The organism is Sporolituus thermophilus DSM 23256, from assembly GCF_900102435.1.
GTDB classification, from domain to species: domain Bacteria; phylum Bacillota; class Negativicutes; order Sporomusales; family Thermosinaceae; genus Thermosinus; species Thermosinus thermophilus.
On sequence record NZ_FNBU01000023.1, the window covers coordinates 1 to 23,075 of the forward strand.

Consider the following 23,075-nt stretch of genomic DNA (forward strand, 5'->3'; position numbering starts at 1 on the left):
ACGCTTGTAGGTTGTGACATCTTCAAGCGACTGATACAGGATTTTCCGTATCGTTTGACGGGATAAACCGACTTCGCGGGATATCTGACGAATTGATTTTCGTTCTCTTATGTGCAGATCTTTGATATACTTATATGTGTCCACTTTGATCATCTCTTTCTCCTGCCTTCTGCTAAAAAGTTTGCCAACTTCTAGCATAGCAGGTTTGATGGTCAAGGTGGTCAACTTTTTCTCTAGCGTTTTTCGCTAAAGTGGTCAATTATTATGTTAGCAAATACACCTGCCACTGGTAACGATGAAAGACGACCGGCCGGTCGGGCTGTCAACAACAATAACCAGGCGTGAATTCGTCGCGTTAATTGATGGACAATTCTACCATATGCGCCGCCGCGCTCGTCCGGACGAATTGCCCAAGCGCTTGACCAACCGGCGAAAGCCGCCAAGGCGGAAGGGGCCGCGCGCAAGTTTATCAAGTCGTTTTGCGACGCGGCGGCGCGGAGCTATATTGTTGATTACCTGCGGCAGGAATACCAGGATTTTTATGCCAACACCGATTTCACTATTGCCAAGCGATTGGTCGATTTGGCGCTGGTTGCCGACAAGAACAATGCGGAACTCAAGCAGTTGTCGCAGCGCCTGCAGCTTCTGAGCGGCATAGGCAAGGAATTCGAGCGGGCCAGCAGGGACGACCGGCTGTTTCCGCTGGTTATATTGGACGCGATGCGCTGGTTTCATGAAGAATTCGATCTTTTAACAGATTTTAAGGATTCTCTATTAACGATGGCGAGCGAACAATATCTGTCCGATACGCCTATGTTTAATGAACTTTACGCCGCCGGGATCGTGTATCTAAAGAAAAAGTATCCATGTTTATACCGCTACTATCAAGAGCGGTGGCAAGAACTCTTTAAACAAAAAACCGCCGGCTTAAACCGCGACGAACGGCGCAGCCTGCGGCTTTAGGCTTTAGGGGTCCAGGCTTGACTTATCTTAAAAATTGACTTATTTTTGTTTGACACTCAAATACATTGACGTCGGCATATATTGCTGTTACCAAACCATTACTGATTTTGCTTTACTTTTAGTATTATTCTGGAATAATATAAAAGTAAAACAATAATTGCTTATAGGAGGTGGCTGTTATGTTTCTTGCTAAAATATCGGGAAAGGGTCAGCTTACCTTGCCTAGCGAGATTAGGCGAAAATATAACATTGGCAAAGCAAGCTATGTTCGTATTATCCAGCTTGAAGACGGCGTTAAACTGGTTCCGGTTAGTCAAGGAGGGATAGCTTCTTTGAAAGGTGTTGTTAAGGTGGACGGTGAACAGGATTTTGAGGCCATTCGCAAACAGGTGATGGAGGTCAAACTAGAGGGTCAGGCTTGACTTGTTTTTTAAATTGACTTATTTTGCTGTAATTGGCCGGCTACGGAGTAACGCGGGTAATCCCGGGTATCCGGGTGAAGTGGTGGTCAAAAGTGCATATGGTTGTGTAGCCCCATTCCAACATCCTGGCAGCGATCAGGGCATCTGACCATTTAATGTTCTTTCCCCAAAACAGGTCTAAGGAAGTGTGGACTACGCTGGCTTCGATGCCGAGAGGGAGTACGCCGGGCAGGTTAAACCAGTCTCTGACGGTAGCAACTATTTCTTCCTTAGGAACTTTCATTCCGGATAATACATAGATAACATCGGAAATCACAGGCACAGGCACCAAAAGGACTATCTCACCGGCTTCGGCTCTTTGCAGGAGGTTAAAGACCTTACTAGCCTGGTCCGGGACATCATTTAAAACCGCCCGCAGGATGATATTGGCATCAATAACCAAGTTCTTTACGCCGGTCACTTTCCATGTTCTCCCTCAGTTCGTAAGCATTAACGATCTTTTCTGTATTTGCGTATTTTTGCAGCCGTCCGATCACTTGGGCGGCAGTCGTTGGCCTTTCAACAACAACGACACCGTCATATCTTACCCGAAAGCGGACTTTGCCGCCATTGGGTACACCTAAATAGTCGCGGACTGGCTTGGGGATAGTGACTTGTCCTTTTTCGGTAACAGTAGCCCATGCATCATACTCTACCGGCACCATTTTGCTTACCTCCATCCATAATTCCTTACATATTATTATAAAGTAATGAAAAAATGCCGTCAAGGCAAGGGGTCAGGCTTGACTTATTTGAAAAATTGACTTATTTTGGCGAAAAGTGTGGGCGAAAAGTATGGGCCGTCTTTTGATATAATATGGTTGAAGTAGCTGAACGGGAGGTTTTCGCGGGTGTTTACGCGGGCGGAAATCATAAAGAAACTGCGGGAAAACATTACCTTGCACCGCCCCATTATCGGCGTGGCCGTTGGTTCGGGCTTTTCCGCCCAACAGGCGGCCGCCGGTGGCGCGGACTTTTTATTGGTACTCAACGCCGGCCGTTTCCGGGCGGCGGGGGTAAGCTCGCTGGCCGCCCTGATGCCATTTGCCAACAGCAATGAACTTGTCTTTGACGTCGGCTGCAAAGAAATCCTGCCGCGGGTCAAAAACACGCCCGTGGTTTTTGGTGTCTGCGCCACCGATCCTACGACCGACCATGACAGTCTAATAGCGAGCATAATTAAAAACGGTTTCCACGGCGTAAATAACTTTCCGACCGTCGGGCTGATCGATGGCGTACTCCGCAGCGCCCTTGAGGCGGAGGGTTTGGGATTTGACCGGGAAGTCGCGTTCATGGCTCGAGCCGTCGACGCCGGGTTATTTACGGTCGCGTTTGTATTTGACCCGCTGCAGGCGCAAAAAATGGCCCGCGCGGGCGTAGATATCGTATGCGCTCACCTGGGTTTTACGGCCGGCGGCCGGACCGGGATAAAAAGTGCGCTGCCGCTAGAGGACGGGCTAAAGCTCGCAGGCGAGATCTTCGCGGCGGTTGATGCCGAAAACAGCCGCGCGATCAAAATGGTATACGGCGGCCCGATAATAACGCCGCAGGAAGCCGACTTTTTCTATGCCAATACCGGCGCGGTCGGCTACATTGGCGGTTCGGCTTTTGAAAGGATACCGGCGGAAACCAAAATCGAGGAAATAACCGGCCAGTTCAAGAGCATTGCCACTTTGCAAAAAGAAAACGAGTCGCTACGGCGCGAACTGCGCAAGAAGAAGAATTACGACGACATTGTCGGGCAAAGCCGGATCATGCAGCAAATGTTTGAGATCGTCAGCAAAGTGGCGGACAAGGATATCAACGTGTTGGTGTGCGGCGAGAGCGGTACCGGCAAGGAACTGGTCGTGAAGGCGATTCACTCCAACAGTCCCCGTTTCAATCAACCGTTTATCAAAGTGAACTGCGCGGCCATCCCCGAAACATTGCTCGAAAGCGAGCTGTTCGGGCACGAAAAAGGCGCCTTTACCGGTGCCACTCGGCAAAGACTGGGCTTGTTCGAGATGGCCCATAAAGGAACGCTCTTCCTCGACGAAATTGGCGAGATGAGCCTTAGTGTTCAGGCCAAACTGTTGCGGGCGATCCAACAACAGGAGTTTCAACGGGTCGGCGGCAGCAAAACCATTAAGGTCGATGTTCGGATTATCTGCGCCACCAATATGGATCTGCATAATGCCGTGGCGCAGGGCAGATTTCGGGAAGACCTATACTACCGCCTGAATGTCGTTACCATCAGGACCCCGCCGCTGCGTAGCCATAAAGAAGATATTCCTTTGTTGGTAAACTTCTTTCTGGGCAAAATCCGCGAGAAATTCAAGCGCGATATCCGCCGGCTCACGCCCCGGGCGCTGGACGCGCTATTGGCTTACGATTGGCCCGGCAATGTACGGGAACTTGAGCATACCTTAGAGAGCGCCGCGGTTTTATGCGACCACGATTATATCGATATCCAGGATTTGCCGGCCCATCTGCACCTTGCCGACGCGGTCGACGCCACGCCGCGCAGCAAAATCATCGCCAACGCCAGGCAAAATTCGGCCATGCTCGAGCAGCAGCTCATTGCCGAAGCCCTGGCCAAATTCGCCTGGCATCGGGGAAAAGCAGCGGCATATCTGGGGATTACCCGGCGGACGCTGTACAATAAAATAAAAAAATATGGGCTGGAAGACGGTAGGAGCGGCCAATGAGAAATCATTTCCCAATAATGGGAAAGATTGTTCTCGTTGGCTATTTTTTGGCCATTGGCATATTTGCGAATTTTTGCTAAATTAACACATCGGTGGGCAAGTTATTGGGAATTTGGTTCCCAATGGCTTGCACATATTTACTGGCGAAACGGCTTGGCATGGAAGTTGCAATGATTATACCGTGTAAACAATAGCGTGATAGGGAGGGGGACAATGGACAAGAGCGTACTCATTCTGGGGACCCTTGACACGAAAGGCCATGAATTCAAGTACCTCAAGGACATCATCGAAAGCACCGGGGTAAAGACGTTGGTTATCAACGCCGGGATCAAGGGCGCACCCGTATTTACGCCCGACATTTCAAGCGCCGAAGTAGCCCGAGCCGGTGGCATGGAGCTGTCCGAGCTGATCGCCCGAGATGATCGCGGGTTGGCCATCGACGTCATGATGAAAGGCGCGGTCAACGTCGTGACCGGCCTTTACCGGCAAGGCAAAGTTGCCGGGATAATCAGCCTGGGTGGTACGGCCGGCACGACGATTGGGACGGCGGCCATGCAGGCGCTGCCGGTCGGGGTGCCCAAAGTGATGGTGTCCACGGTGGCATCCGGCGATACCCGTCCTTATGTCGGTTTTAAAGATATTACGATGATGCACTCGGTGGTCGATATTTCCGGTATCAACAGCTTGTCTCGCCAGATTTTGGCCAACGCCGCCTTCGCCGTAGCCGGCATGGCCAAGGGCGTGGTGCCGCCGGCGAAGGAAAAACCTTTGCTTGGCGCCACGATGTTTGGCGTCACTACGCCGTGCGTTACCAAAGTCAGGGAATTTTTCGAGGCGCGTGGCTACGAGGTGCTCGTTTTCCACGCTACCGGCACGGGCGGCCGGGCCATGGAAGGGCTGATCAAGGACGGCTATATAAAAGGCGTGCTCGATATTACCACCACCGAGTGGGCCGACGAGCTGGTCGGGGGGATATTGAATGCCGGGCCGGAGCGGTTGGAGGCCGCCGGTAAAGCCGGTATTCCGCAGGTCGTATCCGTCGGGGCGCTGGATATGGTAAATTTCGGGCCGCGCGACACAGTGCCCGCCAAGTTTAAACACCGCAAATTTTATCAGCACAATCCCACCGTCACCTTAATGCGGACTACCGTCGAGGAGTGTGCCAGGCTGGGCGAAATTATCGCCGAAAAATTAAACCAGACGACCGGCCCTACGGCGCTGTTTTTGCCGCTGAAAGGGGTCTCGCTGCTCGACGTGGAAGGCAAGCCCTTCTACGGGCCGGAGGAAGACGCCGCCTTGTTTGCCAAACTGCGGGAAAACATCGACCGCGGCAAGGTAGAACTTATTGAACTTGACACCCACATAAACGATGAAAGTTTTGCCTTGGCCATGGCGCAGAAAATGCTCAGCATGTTAGAGGCCAATAAATAGATAGGGGGAAGGAACATGGCAATTAAGCGTGAAGAAATTCTCAGGCGGATCAAGGAACAAGTCGCCAAGGGGCAGCCGGTGATCGGCGCGGGCGCCGGTACCGGTATCTCGGCAAAAAGCGCCGAGGCCGGCGGCGTCGACCTCATCGTCATCTATAACTCGGGTCGGTACCGCATGGCCGGCCGGGGCTCACTGGCCGGGCTCATGCCCTACGGGGACGCCAACGCCATTGTCGTGGAAATGGCCAGCGAGGTGTTGCCGGTGGTGAAAAATACGCCGGTTCTGGCCGGGGTTTGCGGCACCGACCCGTTCCGGCTGATGGATGTCTTTTTGAAACAACTAAAAGAAATGGGCTTTTCCGGTGTGCAGAACTTTCCGACGGTTGGGCTCTGTGACGGCAAGTTCCGGCAAAATCTTGAGGAAACCGGGATGGGCTATGACCTTGAGGTGGAAATGATCGCCAAAGCGCACGCTTTGGACCTGCTTACCACGCCATACGTGTTCTCTGAAGACGATGCCAGAAAAATGACGGCGGCCGGCGCCGACATTCTCGTTGCCCACATGGGGCTTACAACCAAGGGCAGCATTGGCGCCCACACCGCCCTGACGCTTGATGAGTGCGTCGAGAAGATCCAGTCCATTCATGACGCCGCCAAAGAAGTCAACCCCGGCGTTTTGGTCATGTGCCACGGCGGGCCGATCGCCGAACCGGAAGATGCCGCGTACGTTTTAGCCAGAACCAAAGGCGTTATCGGTTTTTACGGCGCCTCGAGCATGGAACGCCTACCGACCGAAAAGGCGATTGCCGCTCAGGTAAGGGCGTTTAAAGAAATCAAGCTTTAACTTAATTTTCAGGCAAAATATGCGTTATAAAAAAGACGGCGCGAGCAGCGCCGTCTTTTGATATAATATGGGTAGTTAAACATTAAACACGGTCAGGCTCGACTTATTTTCAAAAATTGACTTATTTTTGCGTAAAATACATACTTGGTTTAATCTGCTAATAGACAGACCGGTATTTCCTTAACTTGTGTTAAACGCTTATCATTAGTTTAAAATGCATCGGCGCCGGCATATATTGCTATTGCCAAGTGAATGGCGTCGGGAGTGCGCAAGCCATAGCCGGCGCGGAGATCAGCGGCCAGGTCGGCGACGGCAAGATTGACATCTACTAAAGTGAGATTGGGGAAATTTTTTTAGCAAAAGACAATAGGCGTTTTCTAGTTCATAGTTTTTCAAGCCTTTCGGCAGGGTTAGCACTTCGGTAAGCGTCAACGCGGATGCAAACCCTCGCAATTGTCCGGACTGTATTTTGTCAAAGATGACTTGCAATATATCGGCATATTGATTGTCTTCAAAAAAATAAATGAAACAATTGGTGTCAAGCGCTATGGTACTGATGCGGTCTAAGCGGCGGGCGATAGCTACTGCCATGAGTTGCGTTCACCTTCGAGATAGTTGTCGTTATCGACTTGACGCCAAATTTCTTTGCCTAATCCCCGGATATGTTGGGCGAAGTTTTGGGGTTTGACCATAATTGTTATTTGACCGGTTGCTTCGTTAATGTCCCAGATTATGGCGTCGCCTTCTTTGAGATTTTTCTTCTGGCGAATTGCTTGGGGAATTACCACTTGAAATTTTTTACCAATCTTGGTTTCGTAGGACATATAATTCACCTTCTGACAAATTAGTTTTTGGTAATACCATTTTAATGTTTATCAGATTGTGTTTCAATATAACAAAGATATATATTAACTTGTTTTGTACAATAAACTTGGACCAAAAAACGGCGCGAATCGTGCCGTTTTTTGCTATAATTAAGGGAAGAAACGAAAGGAAGGTTTCAATGAATCTACTCTTTTGGCGTAAGGATAAAGACGATGCGCGGCACGAGCAGCTGGCGGCGCAGCTGACAGCGATCCAGGACGGCTTGGCCAACTTGAGCGAGCGGCTGGCGGCCGACGCGGACGAGTGGCAGGAAATAAGCGATCAGCTGGCCAAACTGGCCCGGCTGCAATATAAGTCAAGCCAGGAAATAACCGGCAGGCTGGCCGATGTGGACCAGCGCCTGGCGGCACTGGCGGCCGCCCAGGCCGAAACCGTGGTGCGGGAGGAAACATTACAGTCGCTTGCTTGGCAGCGGCAATACTTAGTTGATATATTATTGCAGCAACTTGACGAATTGGATCGGGCCTGCGCCGGACTAAACGGCGAGACAGGCGCTGCCTGGCGTGAGCTGCTGACGACCTGGGCCGAGCGGCTGGTGGCCGCGCTGGAGGCGGTCGGCCTTTATGAACTAAACGTTACCGGCCAAACATTCGACCCTGCGGTGGCGAACGCGGTCGGCAGCATTCGCCGCCGGCAGCCAACACAAGGCACCGTGCCATATGAAGTGGCCGAGGTGGTCAGGCGCGGTTTTCGGGACGGCGCCGGCCGAGTGGTGCGCAAGGCGGAAGTAATTACCTATCAGGAGGGGGAATGAGCACATGACCAATCAGGCGCGCCCGATTGTGGGCATTGATCTTGGTACAACCAACTCGGCGGTCGCCTATATCAATAACGGCAAACCGGAGATTATCCCATCGCCGCATGGGCAGCGCATCATCCCCTCGGTAGTAATGATCGGCCTGGATGGCAAGGTGCATGTTGGCGAAACGGCCCGGGCGGCGCAGATCGCCATGCCTGACCGGGTCGTCGCCGCCGTCAAGCGCAAAATGGGTTCGACCGAGCCGGTCATGATGGCGGGCCAGGCGTTTTTGCCCCAGGAAATTTCGGCGATGATCTTACGCGAACTCAAAAGTTATGTCGATGCTAAATTCGGCCCCGGCGAAAAAGAGGCGGTCATCACCGTGCCGGCTTATTTTACCGACGAGCAGCGTCGGGCGACAAAGCAGGCCGGTGAACTGGCCGGCTTTATCGTCGAGCGGATTATTAATGAGCCGACGGCGGCGGCCATGGCATTTGGCCTGGAGCGGCTGGAGGAAGATAAGCACATCCTCGTGTATGACCTGGGCGGCGGCACGTTTGACGTGTCGATTGTGGAAATGATGAGCGGCGTTTTAGAGGTGAAGGCCTCGGCCGGCAACAACCATTTGGGCGGGGAAGATTTTGACTGGCGGCTGGTCGGCTGGCTGGCCGACAAAATCCGCAAAGCCCACGGCGTCGATCCCATGAAGGACCTGCGCGCCAAAAGCCTGCTCAAAGAGCAGGCCGAGCGCATCAAAAAAGAGCTGTCAACCGTCGACAAAGTCGAAATCCACCTGCCGCTGGTCACAATGAAAAACGACCAGCCGGTCGGGCTATCGACAACCATCACCAAACGCGAGTTTGTCGCCCTGATCGACGATCTGCTGGCGGAAACAATTGCCTGTGTGCGGCAGGTACTGGCCGATGCCGGCCTTGCTCCCGGCGACATTCACGACGTTCTGCTGGTCGGCGGTTCTACCCGTATCCCCAGGGTGCGGGAATTGATTACTGAATTTTTCAAAAAGGAGCCGCGCTGCGATATTCATCCGGACGAAGCCGTGGCGCTGGGGGCGGCCGTGCAGGCCGGGCTCAAGGCAGGGCTACTGGCCGACAGCGGCATGGTTGTCACCGATGTCGCGCCGTTCTCGCTAGGCGTCGCCGTTATTGGCGAGTACCGCGGCGAGATGCGAAGCGGCGTATTTCACGCGATCATTCCGCGCAACACGACCGTGCCGGTGACGCGGACCCACCGGTTTTACACCGCCGCGCCGGGCCAGACGGAAGCGGAGATTGAGATTTATCAGGGCGAGCATGAACTGGTTAAACATAACCATTGCCTTGGCAAGTTCAGGCTGAAGGGAATTCCACCCAACTGGCAGGAGAGCCAGCCCATCGACGTGACTTATCGCTACAACCTTAACGGCATCTTGGAAGTCACGGCCAAATGCGTGACCAACAATAAGGAAGCCAGCCTGACCGTGCATGATGCCTTGGAGCGGGATTCCGCGCAGGCGTTTCAGCAGAGTTTGGACAAGCTGCGGGCGCTGTATGAAAATGCACCGGCGGCTGCGGACGACGTGAACGACGAATTTGATGATGAGGACTGGCTGGACGATCTCGACGCTACGGATGGCGACGACGATGAAAATGACGGCGAGCCCGCGGTACGTACGTGCGACCAGTTGAAAAGCGAAATCGGGCTGATGCTTATCGAACTGGAGGAGCTCGGCCGCACCGGCGACGAACTGACGCGGCGCAAACTCAAGAAACTGGAGCAAAAACTGGTGCAGGCCAGTCAAGGCGATGATGCGGCGGTGCTACAGCAGGCGATTGACGAGGCGATAGATGCGCTCATTGACCTCAAACTGCGGGAGGAATAGGAATGGCGAAGCAGGAAAGCCTTTTCTTTGACGAACTTGCCGGTGCCGACGAGCCGGCCGAACAAAGCGGGCAGGCAAAGACGAAGGCCGCAGGCCGGCCGCGCCGGCGCCGTAAGAAAGCCAACCGCGAGGTCGAGGACTACTACGCGCTGCTTGGCGTTGACGCCGCTGCCGACATGCCGGCGCTCAAACGCGCCTACATTGCCAAAACCAAAGAATTTCCGCCGGAAACCCATCCGGAAGAGTTTCAGAAAATTCGTGTAGCATATGACGTTTTACGCGATCCGGAGCGGCGCAAAGAGTACGATATCCTGCGCCAATACGGGGAAACGGTGGAGGATTTGCTGCGGGAGGCGACCAGTAAGCCGACAATTAACCGCAATACCATTAATCTGCTCAAACGGGCGGTGGACATTGACCCGGACAATCGCAAAGCCCGCTCGGCCTTGGCGTTTGCCTATTTTGCGACCGACCGGCCCCAGGAAGCGTACGGACAATTCTACCATATGCGCCGCCGCGCCCGTCCGGACGAATTGCCCAAGTTATGGTGCGATCTAGTTGCCATGCTGGTGCAGACCAATCGGACGGCGGAAGCGCTGGCCGAAGCCAAGCGGTTTCTTGCCACCTATCCCCGGGCGGCGGCCGCGGCCTGGGATACGCTATTGGAGGCGTATGAGCTGGCGGGACGGGAACAAGAACTGCTGGCCGATATTGAACAATTAATCCGGGAACTAACGGAGCCGGTGGTGGAGGATATTGCCTTGTACAGCGCCTGGCTTAGTCTAGCGGAGGCGCTTGACCAACCGGCGAAAGCGGCCAAGGCGGAAGGGGCCGCGCGCAAGTTTATCAAGTCGTTTGGCGACGCGACGGCGCGGAGCTATATTGTTGATTACCTGCGGCAGGAATACCAGGATTTTTATGACAACACCGACTTCGCTATTGCCAAGCGATTGGTCGATTTGGCGCTGGTTGCCGACAAGAACAATGCGGAACTCAAGCAATTGTCGCAGCGCCTGCAGCTTCTCAGCGGCATAGGCAAGGAATTCGAGCGGGCCAGCAGCGACGACCGGCTGTTTTCGCCGGTTATATTGGACGCAATGCGCTGGTTTCATGAAGAATTCGATCTTTTAACAGATTTTAAGGATTCTCTATTAACAATGGCGAGCGAACAATATCTGTCCGATACGCCTATGTTTAATGAACTTTACGCCGCCGGGATCGTGTATCTAAAGAAAAAGTATCCATGTTTATACCGCTACTATCAAGAGCGGTGGCAAGAACTCTTTAAACAAAAAACCGCCGGCTTAAACCGCGACGAACGGCGCAGCCTGCGGCTTTAGGGGTCTGGCTTGACTTGTTTTTAAAATTGACTTATTTTTGCGCAAGACATATGTGCGGTATGAAATGAAAAAGACGGCTATAGATATGCCGTCTTTTGGTATAATATGGCCAGGAGTATTTTTCCAGAAGGAAGGGCTTGACATGTACCATACCGATTCAGCCGATATCCGTTGGAAGCAGCGGTATCAGAATTTTGCCAAAGCGGTCGCCCAGCTGACCGAGTTCGTCGAAAAGGATAAGGCCTGGCTCATTTCATTTCTCAGACTTTATAATGTTGATAATTCGCTCGACTACTTCCCGCATTTTAGAACGCGTTAATGAGCCAATACGATATAAAATAATATTATGATCAGCGGTAAATAAACGGTTTGGCCTGATATTGCTGCTTCTGTTAAGTTTGCCATCGCGCATGTCTTGATCGGTAAAAGCTATGGCATAATCATCGCTAACATTCTGACTGGTAATTTGACATAGGATTAAATCATCACCTTTAAGCGAAGCGACTACCAATGCAGGCCGACGTTTTGCCTGAGTTAAATCGGAAAAGGGGAAGGGGACGACAACTACATCACCTTTTACAAATCGGCCCATGCGTCATCTTCCTCTTGCCGTAGCCAATCTTTTGCCAAAACACTCTCGCTTAACAGGGCTGAAGAAAACTTTTCTTGGGCAGTTTTTGCCTTTAGGAAACGGATAAAATCCAATACTTCGGCTAGAATTGGTTCAGACACATTTTCTAATTCCTTAAGTAAAATTTCTTTATGCAGCATTTACCGTCACTCCTACCGTTTAATAATTTGGAGATACCGTTATATTTTGATTAATATTATTATATCATACTGCGCCCCAAAATCGAAAATCGCAGGCGTTTTGACGCAAGACATATGTGCGGTATGAAATGAAAAAGACGGCTATAGGTATGCCGTCTTTTGGTATAATATGGCCAGGAGTATTTTCCGGAAGGAAGGGCTTGAAGCATGTACCGTACCGATTCAGCCGATATCCGTTGGAGGCAGCGGTATCAGAATTTTGCCAAAGCGGTCGCCCAGCTGACCGAGTTCGTCGAAAAGGATGAACTGAACAAGTTTGAAGTACAAGGCCTGATCCAGTGTTTTGAGTATACCTTTGAACTTGCCTGGAAAACGGCGAAAGATTATTTGGAAGCTCAGGGATTTGTGGTAAAAAGTCCCCGGCAGGCGCTTCAAACGGCTTTCCAGGCAGGGCTTATTGCCGACGGTCACACTTGGATTGATGCTCTTGAAAAGCGCAAGCTGATGGCCCATACGTATAATGAAGGTTTGGCGAGAGAAGCTGAAGGCCTAATTCGCGCAAAATATTATCCGGTTATAAAAGCGCTTTACCATGAATTGGCGAGGTTATATAATGGCTGATAAATGCTTTGGCTTGACCCGTTCGGATATGGCGTATATCGTGTCGGTAATCCAAGAATTTCCCGAGATAAAAAAAGCGGCCATTTTCGGCTCACGGGCTAAGGGAAACTACAAGCCAGGCTCAGATGTGGATATCGCCGCTGAAAGAACATATCGACCGGGTTGGGAAAATAATCTTTGAACGGGGTCTACAGGCTTGACTTATTTTAAAAATTGACTTATTTTTGTTTGATACTGAAATGCATCGACGTCGGCATATATTGCTGTTACCAAGTGAATGGCGTCGAGAGGGATGATTTTGCTTTACTTTTAGTATTATTCTGGAATAATATAAAAGTAAAACAATAATTGCTTATAGGAGGTCAACAACCAAGAGCGAGATTAGGCGAAAATATAAAATTGACAAAGCAAGCTATGTTCGTATTATCCAGCTTGAAGACGGCGTTAAACTGGTTCCGGTTAGTCAAGGAGGGATAGCTTCTTTGAAGGGTGTTGTTAAGGTGGACGGTGAACAGGATTTTAAGGCCATTCGCAAACAGGTGATGGAGGCCCGTTATAATGAAGATCATTGATGCCAATGTTATCTTAAGGTACCTTACCAACGATGTTCCGGATCAGGCGAAACGGGTTGAGAAATTACTTGAAAAAGTAGAAGCGGGAGATGAAGATGTCTTTCTTCCTGATATTATCCTAGCCGATATAATATGGATACTTGAGGGATATTATAAACAACCAAGAGAGCGGATTCGGGATTGGATTACTACATTACTGAGCTTGCGAGGACTGAAGTTTTCAGATAAAAACATTGCGTTGGATGCCTTGGATATTTATGTTGATAAAGGTATCGATTGGTCGGATGCGTTTACAGCCAGCCAAATGATAAACCGAGGAATTGCTGAGATATATTCATTTGATAAGCACTTCGATCGAATTGCTAATATTACTAGAGTTGAGCCATTAGGGGATCAGGCTTGACTTATTTGAAAAATTGACTTATTTTGCCCTGGCCCTGGGAGGCAGCTCGAAGTAAAAAACCGCGGGAGGTTGGCTATAGATGTGCAATGTCGATAATAGAGAGCAGCTATTGTTAATGGTCAAAAAAATAGTAACCCATGCTTTTGCCGGCCAACCGGTGCGGATCTATTTATTTGGCTCTTGGGCACGCGGCGAAGAACGGCCATCATCGGACATTGATATTGCGATCGACCACAATGGCTGCGTGGCACGTAGCGTTTTTGCCAATGCGCGCGAAATGCTGGACGAAGCGCCAGTGCCGTACCGTGTGGACCTGGTCGACTTGACGACGGCTACGCCAGAGCTTGTGGCTAAAGTGAGAGATGAGGGGATACTGTGGCAAGATTGAATGAGCGGCTTGAGCTGGCAGCAAAAGCGTTAGCCAGATTTGATGAAACGTTGGCGATTGACAAGGCGACGCCGATTGAGCGCGATGCCGCAATTCAGCGGTTTGAATTTACGTTTGAGGCTGTGTGGAAGGCGGCTAAGGACTACCTGTTTGAGCAGGAAGGGATTGACGCCGCATCACCTAAAGGCGTGATCCGGCATTGTCGGGAAGTAGGTATTTTGACTGCCAAAGAAGCCCAGGAAGCGCTAACCATGACTGATGACCGCAATTTAACAGTTCATACTTATAATGAGCCGTTAGCGGCAGCTATATATAGCCGGTTGCCGGCATACCGCGATATTTTAGCGAATTGGCTTGCGCGCTTGCGGGGGCAGGCTTGACTTATTCAAAAAACTTATCCTAACAATTAAAATAGGTGTTTAAGATCATAACTTGAAGGGAAAAATGCAATTTTTCCCGAATTTTTGTTTATAAATACTAATTTTGGTAATAAAAGTAGTCGAGAAGGAGGAATGCAGGCATGAAGGTCATCATCTTGGCAGGCGGCGGCGGCACCCGTCTGTTCCCTTTGTCTCGTGCCGGTTTCCCCAAGCAGTTTTTGAAACTGGACGGCGGCATGTCGCTGCTGGCGCTTACGGTCAAGCGGTTTTTGGCGGTGGCCAGGCCGGCCGACATCGTAGTCGTGACCAATAAAGACTATGTTCACCATGTCAAGGCCGAGCTGGCGGCCGCTGGCGCATCAGATGCCCACGTCGTCTTGGAACCGGCGGCGCGCAACACGGCACCGGCGATTGCCCTGGCGGCGCGGTACTGCCTGGACGAGCTGGGGGCGCAGCCGGGCGAGGTGCTTTTCGTCACGCCGTCCGACCACATTGTCCGACCGGTTGAGGTCTTTGGCCGGAGCGTCCGGCAGGCGGCCGAGCTGGCGGCGGCCGGGCGCATCGTGACGTTCGGCGTAAAGCCGGACAAACCGGAAACAGGCTACGGCTACATCCAGGCCGGGGCCAAGCTCGGCGCAGGCTTTGCGGTGGATTCATTCAAGGAAAAACCGGATAAAGCCACGGCGGAAAAGTATCTGGCCGCCGGCAACTACTACTGGAATTCCGGTATGTTCGCCTTTACCGTTGGCTGTCTAATGGACGAGCTGAAGGCTTGTCAACCTGACATTTATCAACTGGCGTCCCGGCCGTTCGGCGAAGTGCTGGCAGATTTCGCGCTCATGCCGGATATTTCCATCGACTATGCGGTGGCGGAAAAGTCCAAGAAAGTGGCCGTCATCCCCTTTACCGGCTACTGGAACGACATCGGCTCGTGGGACGCCATTTACGAAGTGCTGGATAAGGACGCCGACGGCAACGCCGTGAAAGGCGACTGCCTGGCGCTGGACTGCTCGAGTTCGCTCCTCTTGGGGCACAGCCGGCTCATCGCCGGAATCGGCCTGGAGGACGTGCTGGTCGTCGAGACCGACGACGTTATTCTCGTCGCTAAAAAGGGCGAGTCCCAGAAGGTGAAGGACCTGGTGGCCGAGCTCAAGGCCCGGGGCCGGCGCGAAGCGCAAGAACATACTACCGTCTACCGGCCGTGGGGCAGCTACACCGTGCTCGGTGAGGGGCCCGGCTACAAGATGAAAAAGATTGTCGTCAACCCCGGGCAGCGGCTCAGCCTGCAAATGCACTACCACCGCAGCGAGCACTGGATCGTGATCAGCGGCACGGCCAAAGTGACCATCGGCGATACCGAGCAGATGGTGCATGAGAACGAGAGTGTGTTTGTACCCCAGTCGACCAAGCACCGTCTGGAAAACCCGGGCCGCATCCCGCTTGAGCTGATCGAGGTGCAGAACGGGAAATACCTGGAAGAGGACGATATTGTCCGGTTTGAGGACATTTACGGGAGAACCTGAATTTAACCGCAATGATGAAAACCGTTATTCAACCACGGAGAACGCAGAGAGCGCGATATTCATCGCGCTAAAGATTAAAGTAAAAATATTTCTCTGTGTCCTCCGCGGTTCTTTATTCCATGTTTTGAAGTTTAAGGTTTTTCGCGGAGGACACGGAGGCGCAATGTTCATTGCGCTAAAGCAAGTATCCTTAAATACAGTTCTCCGCGCGCTCTGTGGTTAAAAATATTAATAAGGAGGTAGTGGTTATGGAAATCACGACAGCAGCGTTTAAAGCATATGATATTCGTGGGCGGGTGCCGGAAGAGCTGAACGAGGAGCTGGCGTACCGCACCGGCCGGGCGTATGTGGATATTTTCGGCGCCAAAAAAGTAGTAGTCGGCCGGGACGTGCGGCTGTCCGGGCCGGCGCTCAGGGACGCGCTGGTGCAAGGGCTGAACGACAGCGGCTGCGACGTGGTGGACATTGGCGTCTGCGGGACCGAGATGGTGTATTTTGCTACGGCGCATCTGGGGCTCGACGGCGGCATCATGATCACCGCCAGCCACAATCCCCAGGACTACAACGGCATGAAGCTGGTGCGCGAGGGGGCCCGTCCCATTAGCGGTGACAGCGGGCTCAAGGACATCGCCGCGCGCGTTAGCGCCGGACAGTTTGCGCCGGCGGCGACGCGCGGCAAGGTCGAGGCACATGATATTTTGCCCGCCTATGTGGAGCATCTCCTGACATATATCGACCGGAGCGCGCTCAAACCCCTCAAAGTGGTGGTCAACGCCGGCAACGGCTGCGCCGGGCCGATTATCGACGCCCTTGAGCCGCATTTGCCGTTTGAATTCATTAAAGTCAACCATGAGCCGGACGGAACCTTCCCCAACGGCATCCCCAACCCCTTGCTGGTGGAAAACCGGGCGGCCACCGCCGACGTTGTCCGGCAGGCGGGCGCGGACGTCGGCATCGCCTGGGACGGCGACTTTGACCGCTGCTTTTTGTTCGACGAGAAAGGCGAGTTCATCGAAGGCTATTATCTTGTCGGCTTTTTGGCCCAGGCCATGCTTAAGCGCTATCCCGGAGCCAAAATTATCCACGACCCGCGCCTTACCTGGAACACGATCGAGCTTGTCCGCGCGGCCGGCGGCATCCCCGTGATGACCAAGACCGGCCACGCCTTCATGAAAGAGCGCCTGCGGGCCGAGGACGCCGTCTACGGCGGCGAGATGTCGGCCCACCACTACTTCAAGGACTTTGCCTACTGCGACAGCGGCATGATCCCCTGGCTGATGGTGCTGGAGATCATGTGCCGGGAAGGGCGGCCGCTGTCGGTACTGATGCGCGAGCGCATGTTGTGTTACCCGGTAAGCGGCGAAATCAACCGGGAGGTGGCCGACGGAGCCGCGGTGGTGCGCGCCATCGAGGCAAAATACGCGCCGGGCGCGCTGGTCGTCGACCATACCGACGGCTTGAGCGTGGAGTACGCGAACTGGCGGTTTAACGTGCGTATGTCCAACACCGAGCCGCTGCTCCGGCTAAACGTGGAGACCAGGTGCGACACGCGGCTGCTGGAGGAAAAGACGCAGGAACTCTTAGCGTTTATTGACGGAATTAAATTTTAAACCATAGAGATATTCATGCCAATAAATTGGCACCACAAAAGCATGAAAACTGTTATTCAACCGCGGAGCGCACGGAGAGTGCGATATACATCGCACTTTGGATTTTTAATTAAATTTAAAAAATTTTTCTCTGTGTCCTCCGTGGTTCATTAAAGGAGATATTTATGCAACCAAAACAAAGAATCAAAAAAGCCGTCATCCCGGCCGCCGGGCTGGGGACGCGGTTTTTACCGGCCACCAAGGCGCAGCCGAAAGAAATGCTGCCCATCGTCGACAAGCCGGCGATCCAATATATAATTGAAGAAGCCATCGACTCCGGCATTGAGGAAATCCTCATTATCACCGGCCGCAACAAGCGGGCCATCGAGGACCATTTCGACCGGGCGATCGAGCTGGAAATGACGCTAAAAGCCCAGGGGAAATACGACCTCCTAGGCCTTATTGAAGAACTGGCCAATGTGACCATCCATTACGTGCGGCAAAAAGAAGCCAAGGGGCTGGGGCACGCCGTACTGTGCGCCAAGCAGTTCGTGGGCCAGGAGCCGTTTGCCGTGCTTCTTGGCGACGACATAATCGACGCGCCGGTGCCCTGCCTCAAGCAGCTCTTAGACGTCTACGAAGATTGCCCCGGCACGATCGTCGGCGTGCAGGAAGTGCCGGCCAGCCGCGTGTCAAGTTACGGCATCGTCAAGCCGGTCCCGGTGAAAGAAAACCTCTGGCGGGCCATTGACCTGGTGGAGAAGCCGAAAGTGGAAGAAGCTCCCTCCCGGCTGGCCGTGCTGGGCCGCTATATTATTGAACCCGAGATTTTCGCCATCCTGGAAAAGACCGAACCGGGGCGCGGCGGCGAGATCCAGCTCACCGACGCCCTGCGCCGCTTGGCGGCAATGCAGCCTGTCTACGCCTTCAACTTCGCCGGCCGCCGCTACGACATCGGCGACAAGCAGGGGTATCTGGAGGCGACGGTCGAGTTTGCCCTCAAGCGGCCCGACCTCAGAGACAAATTTTTGCGCTACCTCATCAAGACGGTTGGGCCGATCATTGCGAGCGAAGAAGCGGCGGCGAGCGAAGCGCCGGGCAAAGGAGAAGGAGAAAGCTAATGAAGCTGTTAGTAACCGGCGGCGCCGGGTATATCGGGAGCCATACGGTGCATGAACTCGTCCGGGCCGGCCATACGGTGACGGTGTTTGATAACCTTTCGAAAGGCCACCGTGCGGCGGTGCCGGCCGAGGTGCCGCTGATCGTCGGCGACCTGCGGGACCGGGACCTGCTAATCAAAACGCTGCGCGAGCACCAAATCGAAGGCGTTGTCCATTTTGCCGCGGATAGCTTAGTGGGCGAGTCCATGCAGCAGCCGGCGAAATATTATCATAACAATGTCGTGGCCACGCTCGCCCTTTTAGATGCCATGCGGGAGCGCGGCATAGATAAAATCGTCTTTTCTTCGACCGCCGCCGTGTACGGCGAACCGGCCGAGTGGCCGATCACGGAGGATATGCCGACCCGGCCGACCAACGTGTACGGCCGGACCAAGCTGGTCATCGAAGGCATGCTGGCCGACTTCGCCATGGCGTATGGCCTGCGGTTCGTGTCGCTCCGCTATTTTAACGCCGCCGGGGCGCTGGAGGGCGGCGTTATCGGCGAGGACCACACGCCGGAAACCCATCTCGTGCCCCTCATCCTAAAAACGGCGCTGGGGCAACGGCCGGCCGTCGACATTTACGGCACCGACTACCCAACGCCGGACGGCACCTGCATCCGCGACTATATCCATGTCACCGACCTGGCCGTGGCTCATGTTCTGGCCATTGAACATCTGGCGGCCGGCGGCGGGTCAAAAATCTACAACCTGGGATCGGAGACGGGCTTTAGCGTCCGCCAGGTGATCGAGCGGGCCAAGGCCATCACCGGCGTGGACTTTCCGGTGCGCCAGGCGCCGCGCCGCGCGGGCGACCCGGCCGTGCTGGTGGCGTCATCGGCACGCATCCGCCGCGAGCTGGGCTGGCAGCCTGTCCTTAGCGACCTGGATACGATCATCGCGACGGCCTGGCGGTGGCATAAGAGTCACCCGCAAGGATATGCTGATAAAAAATAGTAAGCACCTCCGTGCAGGAGGTGCTTACTATTTAGCGGTTAGTCGCCTTTAACAATTTCCGTAAAGTCGCTCCAGTCTTCAACTTTGAAAGCCCGAATGTCTCTAACCGATTTTTTAAACCAGTCAATCCGGCTTAAAACATTGATTGCTTTATATACTTTCGTCAGCGTATCCTTTTCGCTTTGCGAGATATAAACGCTGCCCTGCGTCCACTCAAAGCCCAGCTTCTCCAATTCCTGGCGAATTTCATCATACGCCTTGTTGTATGGCTCGCCATAGTGCTTTTTCAGTTCATCAATGTTTAAGTCAAAGGCAATGGCGTACATCATGCTCACCCCTTCTTTGCGTCCTTCGCGGTTTCGTAACCCTAATACCGCTTCACCAGCTTGAGTCCGGCGATATAATTCGTATCGTCCTTGCCAGGGCTATAGTCTTTATTGGCAATGTTCGCCACCCCGGCCATGGCCTCCATATAGGCGGCACTGCCGACATCGCGGCGCCAAGTCAGCCACACGGCGGTTATCTTTTGCGGCGAGGCGCTGGCCAGATCTTGCACCACGCGCTCGGCATGAAGCGCCAGCCGGCTGCCGTCAGCCGTGTAATGTCCAAGGCGCGCGTAGTAGCGGGAAGCGTTGTGCCCCATGGCGTCGCCGATGATGTCGCCCTTATAGGTGTAGCCGTCGGTGTAGACCCAGTGGCTGTACCACCAGTCACTGGTGTGCGCCCACTCCAAAAGCGCGTCCCAGTCGCCGCTTTTGGTCAGGCGCGGGAGGTAGACCCCGACGGTCCCGGCCACTTTGGACGGCGTGGGGATAAAGCCCATCCCGGTCGCCTGATCTTCGCCGTACAGCTCGCCGTACAGCTGGAGGCCGCTTGAGCGGTTCACGCGCCAGCGCCAGTCCAGGCCAGCGATGGAGTTCCACTTATCGTCGCTGGCCTTATCGGCGTTCTTGCCGGTCAGAAAATCCCAATAATCGCCGCGGTGCAGACTGCGCCCCTCGCCGCCAACGATGGACGTGCGGGCAAGGCCGAAGGTGAAGTCTTTGTCCGGGAAAAAGTCTTTGCGCATGGCGACAAACGCCGGCTTGTCAATATCGCCGCGGTCGTCTTCCATTTGGCCGATAAATAGCGACGAGCTCACGCTGCCGAGCGGCTTGAAGATGCCGCCCAGCCGCCGCGGCTCCATGGTGGCGATCTTTACGCCCGTGATGGCCTCGGCGTTACTACTTAGCGCCAGCGTGCCGCGCTGCCCCTGGCCCCACCACATGGGGTCTTTGCCTACCTGGATTTCGAAGATGCCGGCTTTGGTCTTTACGTAGCCGGACGTGAGGTCGGCCTCGCCATCATGGTCTTTGTCAAGGCTGACCCGTGGGCTGATGCTCGCGACCAGGCGGTCGCTCAGCCGGCCTTCGAGGCGAAGCGCCATTATCCCGTTCACGTCCTGGCCGTAGCGGTAGCCGTTGTTATTGATATTAAGGGGCTGGTAGGTCGATTGCGTCCGGTGCTGGGGCAAGCTATCGCCGTCATAATAAACGGCGGCCAGCGACAGCTCTTTCAGCGCCAGGCCGGTATTAGCGTCCTTGCCACTGGACGGCGCCGCCAATTCCGGCGCCAGTTCCCGCTTCAGCGCGGCGGTCATGGCCTGTACGTAGGCCGGGGTGCTACCGTCCCGGGCAATATTGGCCTCTATTTCCTGCAGCCACTTGGCTGCCTGCGCCCGGGTGTACGGTTTGGCCCCGGGGGGGAGGTCAGTCAGGTAGCCCAGGCCGCTCAGCTTGTCCACGTATTCGTAGATCGGGCTGTCCAGCGGGATGTTCGGCGCTAGGTCGGCCGCCTGGCTGGATGTTGACAAGCTCGCGCCAAAAGTTAATAATAGACTCAAGATCAGAGATTTCGCCAATGTTCGTCGCATCAACCGTCCTCCTGTCAAAATTTACTATTTGCACCTATTCGCCACTTAGGCCCGTTTTCCTTGTCTAACTCTTACTCTTACCCAACTCATCCGTTGCCGCATGCTCTTTATATTTCATATTCTTACCGCAAAGGCATTCATGCCAAAATGTCAACACGCGCGACAACAGTCGCGGCCGTAATCCTTTGCGTCCTTAGCGGTCTTTGCGGTTTTGTAACTTCTCAGGGCAGGAAAGGAAGATTCCCATGTTTGACCTACACTCGCATATTTTACCGACCATCGATGACGGCGCGCCCGATTGGGACACGGCGCTGGCCATGGTACAAACGGCAGTGGAGACGGGGACGACCGCCATCGTGGCCACGCCCCATGTAATCGAAGGCGGGTGGTTGCCGGACTGGGAGGATATCACGGCCCGGTGCTGCGAGCTGGCCGCCGCGGCGCAAGACAGCGGCCTTGATATCACCATCTATCCCGGGGCGGAAGTGGCCCTCGCCATGGAGATACTGGAGCGGGTCGGCGGTCCGGGGTCTTACTGCATCAACGGCGGCAAATATATGCTGGTAGAACTGCCGGCCACCCATATCCCCGCCTTTGCCGACGAGTTCTTTTTCACCCTCCAGGCCCGGGGGATTACTCCGATTATCGCCCACCCCGAGCGCCATCCGGAAATCGCCCGCGACCCGGAAATATTAAAGGCGTGGATCGAGAAAGGCATACTGGCCCAGCTGAACGGCCCCAGCCTCACCGGCCGGATGGGGCAGCGCGTGATGGCGACGGCCGAACTTTTGCTTACTAACAATATGGTCCACTGCATCGGTTCGGACGCGCACGGTAGTCGCACCCGTTCACCCCGGTTAACCCCGGCGGTCGCCAAAATCACCGCGCTGGTCGGGGCGGCGCAGGCCAGCCGCCTTTTATACGAAAACCCGAAGAAAATAATAAACGGCGAGGACATCGAGGCCCCTGCCGTCGAAGCGATAACATATCCGAAAAAAAGCGGTTTTTTCAAAAACTTGCTGTCCAGGTTTTGGTAGCAGACGTCACCGTATTGGCGGTGGCGTTTTTTCTTTGAGTACTCAGCAGTTTTTGCAAAATAGTGGATCGGCGCTTTTTACGCTCGCACCGACACTCTGACGAATTTTGACAAAACTTTTCGTTGCCAATACGTTTACCGCAACGTATAATTGGAAATAACAGGACATAGGTCCTAATTCTGGGACTTGTATACTAGTTGGTCGATTATAACGAAGATAAAAGTCTGCATAGCACGAGGCAGGGAGAATTATGGACGAAAAATTAGCTCGTATTCAAGAACTAAAAAAGCAGCTGCTGGACTTGGGGTATCACTCCTTCCAAATTGACAGTATTGTCCGGGACATCCACCCGAAGGGCGACCTGGCGGGGCTGAGCGCCGAGCAGCAGCAGGAATTGATCGAGACCTTGACCGAGTATGTCGCGTTTGCCCATAAATGCCGGGGTAAATCTTTTAACAAATAGATCGAAAATGCTATCACGCTACCTTCTGCACGGGAGGTAATTTTTCACTTTTTGGCTGCTTTCAGAAAAATT

28 protein-coding genes are annotated in these 23,075 nt (G+C 53.7%); 19 read left to right on the top strand and 9 right to left on the bottom strand.

Annotation, left to right across the window (positions count from 1 at the left end):
• Positions 1-582: 582 nt before the first annotated feature.
• Both BLQ99_RS14815 and BLQ99_RS12050 read left to right on the top strand, forming a co-directional pair.
• On the top strand, positions 583-963 hold the full coding sequence (locus tag BLQ99_RS14815; RefSeq protein WP_143005905.1) for a hypothetical protein: 381 nt from the start codon (positions 583-585) through the stop codon (positions 961-963).
• 179 nt (positions 964-1,142) lie between these two features.
• Positions 1,143-1,385 (top strand): AbrB/MazE/SpoVT family DNA-binding domain-containing protein, encoded by a 243-nt coding sequence (locus tag BLQ99_RS12050; protein ID WP_093691320.1) that lies wholly within the window; start codon positions 1,143-1,145, stop codon positions 1,383-1,385.
• 40 nt (positions 1,386-1,425) lie between these two features.
• On the opposite strand, the gene BLQ99_RS12055 is transcribed toward BLQ99_RS12050, so the two are convergent.
• Both BLQ99_RS12055 and BLQ99_RS12060 read right to left on the bottom strand, forming a co-directional pair.
• A complete protein-coding gene (locus BLQ99_RS12055; RefSeq protein WP_093691322.1) occupies positions 1,426-1,845 on the bottom strand; it encodes a type II toxin-antitoxin system VapC family toxin in 420 nt (139 codons plus the stop codon).
• Positions 1,817-2,104 carry an AbrB/MazE/SpoVT family DNA-binding domain-containing protein gene (locus BLQ99_RS12060; protein ID WP_216093668.1) on the bottom strand — a complete coding sequence of 96 codons (288 nt, stop codon included), beginning with the start codon at positions 2,102-2,104 and terminating at the stop codon, positions 1,817-1,819. The genes BLQ99_RS12055 and BLQ99_RS12060 overlap by 29 nt, the downstream gene beginning before the upstream one ends.
• Positions 2,105-2,275: 171 nt before the next feature.
• On the opposite strand from BLQ99_RS12060, the gene BLQ99_RS12065 reads away from it, so the two are divergent.
• From BLQ99_RS12065 to BLQ99_RS12075, 3 genes are all read left to right on the top strand, one after another.
• Positions 2,276-4,111: a phosphoenolpyruvate hydrolase family protein gene (locus BLQ99_RS12065; protein WP_093691324.1), complete on the top strand. Its 1,836-nt coding sequence runs from the start codon at positions 2,276-2,278 to the stop codon at positions 4,109-4,111.
• Positions 4,112-4,324: 213 nt separating this feature from the next.
• A complete protein-coding gene (locus tag BLQ99_RS12070; protein ID WP_093691326.1) occupies positions 4,325-5,542 on the top strand; it encodes a Tm-1-like ATP-binding domain-containing protein in 1,218 nt (405 codons plus the stop codon).
• Between the two features lie 15 nt (positions 5,543-5,557).
• On the top strand, positions 5,558-6,385 hold the full coding sequence (locus BLQ99_RS12075) for a phosphoenolpyruvate hydrolase family protein (protein WP_093691328.1): 828 nt from the start codon (positions 5,558-5,560) through the stop codon (positions 6,383-6,385).
• A gap of 209 nt (positions 6,386-6,594) precedes the next feature.
• On the opposite strand, the gene BLQ99_RS15445 is transcribed toward BLQ99_RS12075, so the two are convergent.
• The 3 genes from BLQ99_RS15445 to BLQ99_RS12090 are packed head-to-tail and all read right to left on the bottom strand — an operon-like array spanning position 6,595 to position 7,209.
• Positions 6,595-6,687: a hypothetical protein gene (locus BLQ99_RS15445; RefSeq protein WP_093691402.1), complete on the bottom strand. Its 93-nt coding sequence runs from the start codon at positions 6,685-6,687 to the stop codon at positions 6,595-6,597.
• The gene (locus tag BLQ99_RS12085; protein ID WP_093691330.1) at positions 6,677-6,976 is read right to left on the bottom strand and encodes a type II toxin-antitoxin system VapC family toxin; all 300 of its coding nucleotides are present in this window, start codon (positions 6,974-6,976) and stop codon (positions 6,677-6,679) included. The genes BLQ99_RS15445 and BLQ99_RS12085 overlap by 11 nt, the downstream gene beginning before the upstream one ends.
• Positions 6,967-7,209, bottom strand: a complete 243-nt coding sequence (locus BLQ99_RS12090) for an AbrB/MazE/SpoVT family DNA-binding domain-containing protein (RefSeq protein ID WP_093691332.1) — start codon at positions 7,207-7,209, stop codon at positions 6,967-6,969. Before BLQ99_RS12090 ends, BLQ99_RS12085 begins: the two co-directional genes overlap by 10 nt.
• A gap of 179 nt (positions 7,210-7,388) precedes the next feature.
• On the opposite strand from BLQ99_RS12090, the gene BLQ99_RS12095 reads away from it, so the two are divergent.
• Genes BLQ99_RS12095 through BLQ99_RS12105 form a run of 3 tightly spaced genes read left to right on the top strand, consistent with a single transcriptional unit; the run spans position 7,389 to position 11,228 of the window.
• On the top strand, positions 7,389-8,024 hold the full coding sequence (locus BLQ99_RS12095) for a nucleotide exchange factor GrpE (protein WP_171904674.1): 636 nt from the start codon (positions 7,389-7,391) through the stop codon (positions 8,022-8,024).
• 4 nt (positions 8,025-8,028) lie between these two features.
• On the top strand, positions 8,029-9,888 hold the full coding sequence (locus tag BLQ99_RS12100; protein WP_093691336.1) for an Hsp70 family protein: 1,860 nt from the start codon (positions 8,029-8,031) through the stop codon (positions 9,886-9,888).
• Positions 9,889-9,890: 2 nt separating this feature from the next.
• Entirely contained in the window at positions 9,891-11,228 is a 1,338-nt protein-coding gene (locus tag BLQ99_RS12105) for a J domain-containing protein (protein WP_093691338.1), read from the top strand.
• 253 nt (positions 11,229-11,481) lie between these two features.
• Here the strand turns inward: BLQ99_RS12105 and BLQ99_RS12115 are convergent, their stop codons facing one another.
• Positions 11,482-11,820 (bottom strand): type II toxin-antitoxin system PemK/MazF family toxin, encoded by a 339-nt coding sequence (locus BLQ99_RS12115; protein WP_093691340.1) that lies wholly within the window; start codon positions 11,818-11,820, stop codon positions 11,482-11,484.
• A complete protein-coding gene (locus BLQ99_RS12120; RefSeq protein WP_093691342.1) occupies positions 11,805-11,999 on the bottom strand; it encodes a DUF2281 domain-containing protein in 195 nt (64 codons plus the stop codon). Before BLQ99_RS12120 ends, BLQ99_RS12115 begins: the two co-directional genes overlap by 16 nt.
• Before the next feature lie 207 nt (positions 12,000-12,206).
• Between BLQ99_RS12120 and BLQ99_RS12125 the strand changes: the two genes are divergently transcribed.
• The 9 genes from BLQ99_RS12125 to galE all read left to right on the top strand — a co-directional run bounded on the left by BLQ99_RS12125 (position 12,207) and on the right by galE (position 19,591).
• Complete coding sequence (locus BLQ99_RS12125; protein WP_093691344.1) at positions 12,207-12,620, top strand: nucleotidyltransferase substrate binding protein; 414 nt, start codon at positions 12,207-12,209, stop codon at positions 12,618-12,620.
• Complete coding sequence (locus tag BLQ99_RS12130) at positions 12,613-12,801, top strand: nucleotidyltransferase domain-containing protein (protein ID WP_245690467.1); 189 nt, start codon at positions 12,613-12,615, stop codon at positions 12,799-12,801. Before BLQ99_RS12125 ends, BLQ99_RS12130 begins: the two co-directional genes overlap by 8 nt.
• A gap of 377 nt (positions 12,802-13,178) precedes the next feature.
• Entirely contained in the window at positions 13,179-13,595 is a 417-nt protein-coding gene (locus BLQ99_RS12140; protein WP_093691348.1) for a type II toxin-antitoxin system VapC family toxin, read from the top strand.
• 79 nt (positions 13,596-13,674) lie between these two features.
• Positions 13,675-13,983, top strand: a complete 309-nt coding sequence (locus BLQ99_RS12145) for a nucleotidyltransferase family protein (protein ID WP_093691350.1) — start codon at positions 13,675-13,677, stop codon at positions 13,981-13,983.
• The gene (locus BLQ99_RS12150; RefSeq protein WP_093691352.1) at positions 13,971-14,363 is read left to right on the top strand and encodes an HI0074 family nucleotidyltransferase substrate-binding subunit; all 393 of its coding nucleotides are present in this window, start codon (positions 13,971-13,973) and stop codon (positions 14,361-14,363) included. Before BLQ99_RS12145 ends, BLQ99_RS12150 begins: the two co-directional genes overlap by 13 nt.
• Before the next feature lie 140 nt (positions 14,364-14,503).
• Complete coding sequence (locus BLQ99_RS12155) at positions 14,504-15,886, top strand: mannose-1-phosphate guanylyltransferase/mannose-6-phosphate isomerase (RefSeq protein WP_093691354.1); 1,383 nt, start codon at positions 14,504-14,506, stop codon at positions 15,884-15,886.
• A 248-nt stretch (positions 15,887-16,134) separates the two neighbouring features.
• Positions 16,135-17,496: a phosphohexomutase domain-containing protein gene (locus BLQ99_RS12160; protein WP_093691356.1), complete on the top strand. Its 1,362-nt coding sequence runs from the start codon at positions 16,135-16,137 to the stop codon at positions 17,494-17,496.
• Between the two features lie 164 nt (positions 17,497-17,660).
• Positions 17,661-18,596 carry a UTP--glucose-1-phosphate uridylyltransferase GalU gene (gene galU, locus BLQ99_RS12165; RefSeq protein ID WP_093691358.1) on the top strand — a complete coding sequence of 312 codons (936 nt, stop codon included), beginning with the start codon at positions 17,661-17,663 and terminating at the stop codon, positions 18,594-18,596.
• A complete protein-coding gene (gene galE, locus BLQ99_RS12170; RefSeq protein ID WP_093691360.1) occupies positions 18,596-19,591 on the top strand; it encodes a UDP-glucose 4-epimerase GalE in 996 nt (331 codons plus the stop codon). The genes galU and galE overlap by 1 nt, the downstream gene beginning before the upstream one ends.
• A gap of 38 nt (positions 19,592-19,629) precedes the next feature.
• Here galE and vapD read toward each other — a convergent pair whose 3' ends face one another.
• Both vapD and BLQ99_RS12180 read right to left on the bottom strand, forming a co-directional pair.
• Complete coding sequence (gene vapD / locus BLQ99_RS12175) at positions 19,630-19,920, bottom strand: endoribonuclease VapD (RefSeq protein ID WP_281240892.1); 291 nt, start codon at positions 19,918-19,920, stop codon at positions 19,630-19,632.
• 38 nt (positions 19,921-19,958) lie between these two features.
• Entirely contained in the window at positions 19,959-21,503 is a 1,545-nt protein-coding gene (locus BLQ99_RS12180; protein ID WP_093691364.1) for a capsule assembly Wzi family protein, read from the bottom strand.
• Between the two features lie 245 nt (positions 21,504-21,748).
• Here BLQ99_RS12180 and BLQ99_RS12185 point away from each other — a divergent pair, with 245 nt between their 5' ends.
• Together BLQ99_RS12185 and BLQ99_RS12190 are read left to right on the top strand one after the other, a co-directional pair.
• Positions 21,749-22,540, top strand: a complete 792-nt coding sequence (locus BLQ99_RS12185) for a tyrosine-protein phosphatase (RefSeq protein ID WP_093691366.1) — start codon at positions 21,749-21,751, stop codon at positions 22,538-22,540.
• Between the two features lie 250 nt (positions 22,541-22,790).
• Positions 22,791-23,003, top strand: coding sequence for a hypothetical protein (locus BLQ99_RS12190; protein ID WP_093691368.1), 213 nt, complete (start codon positions 22,791-22,793; stop codon positions 23,001-23,003).
• The last annotated feature ends 72 nt before the right edge of the window (positions 23,004-23,075 follow it).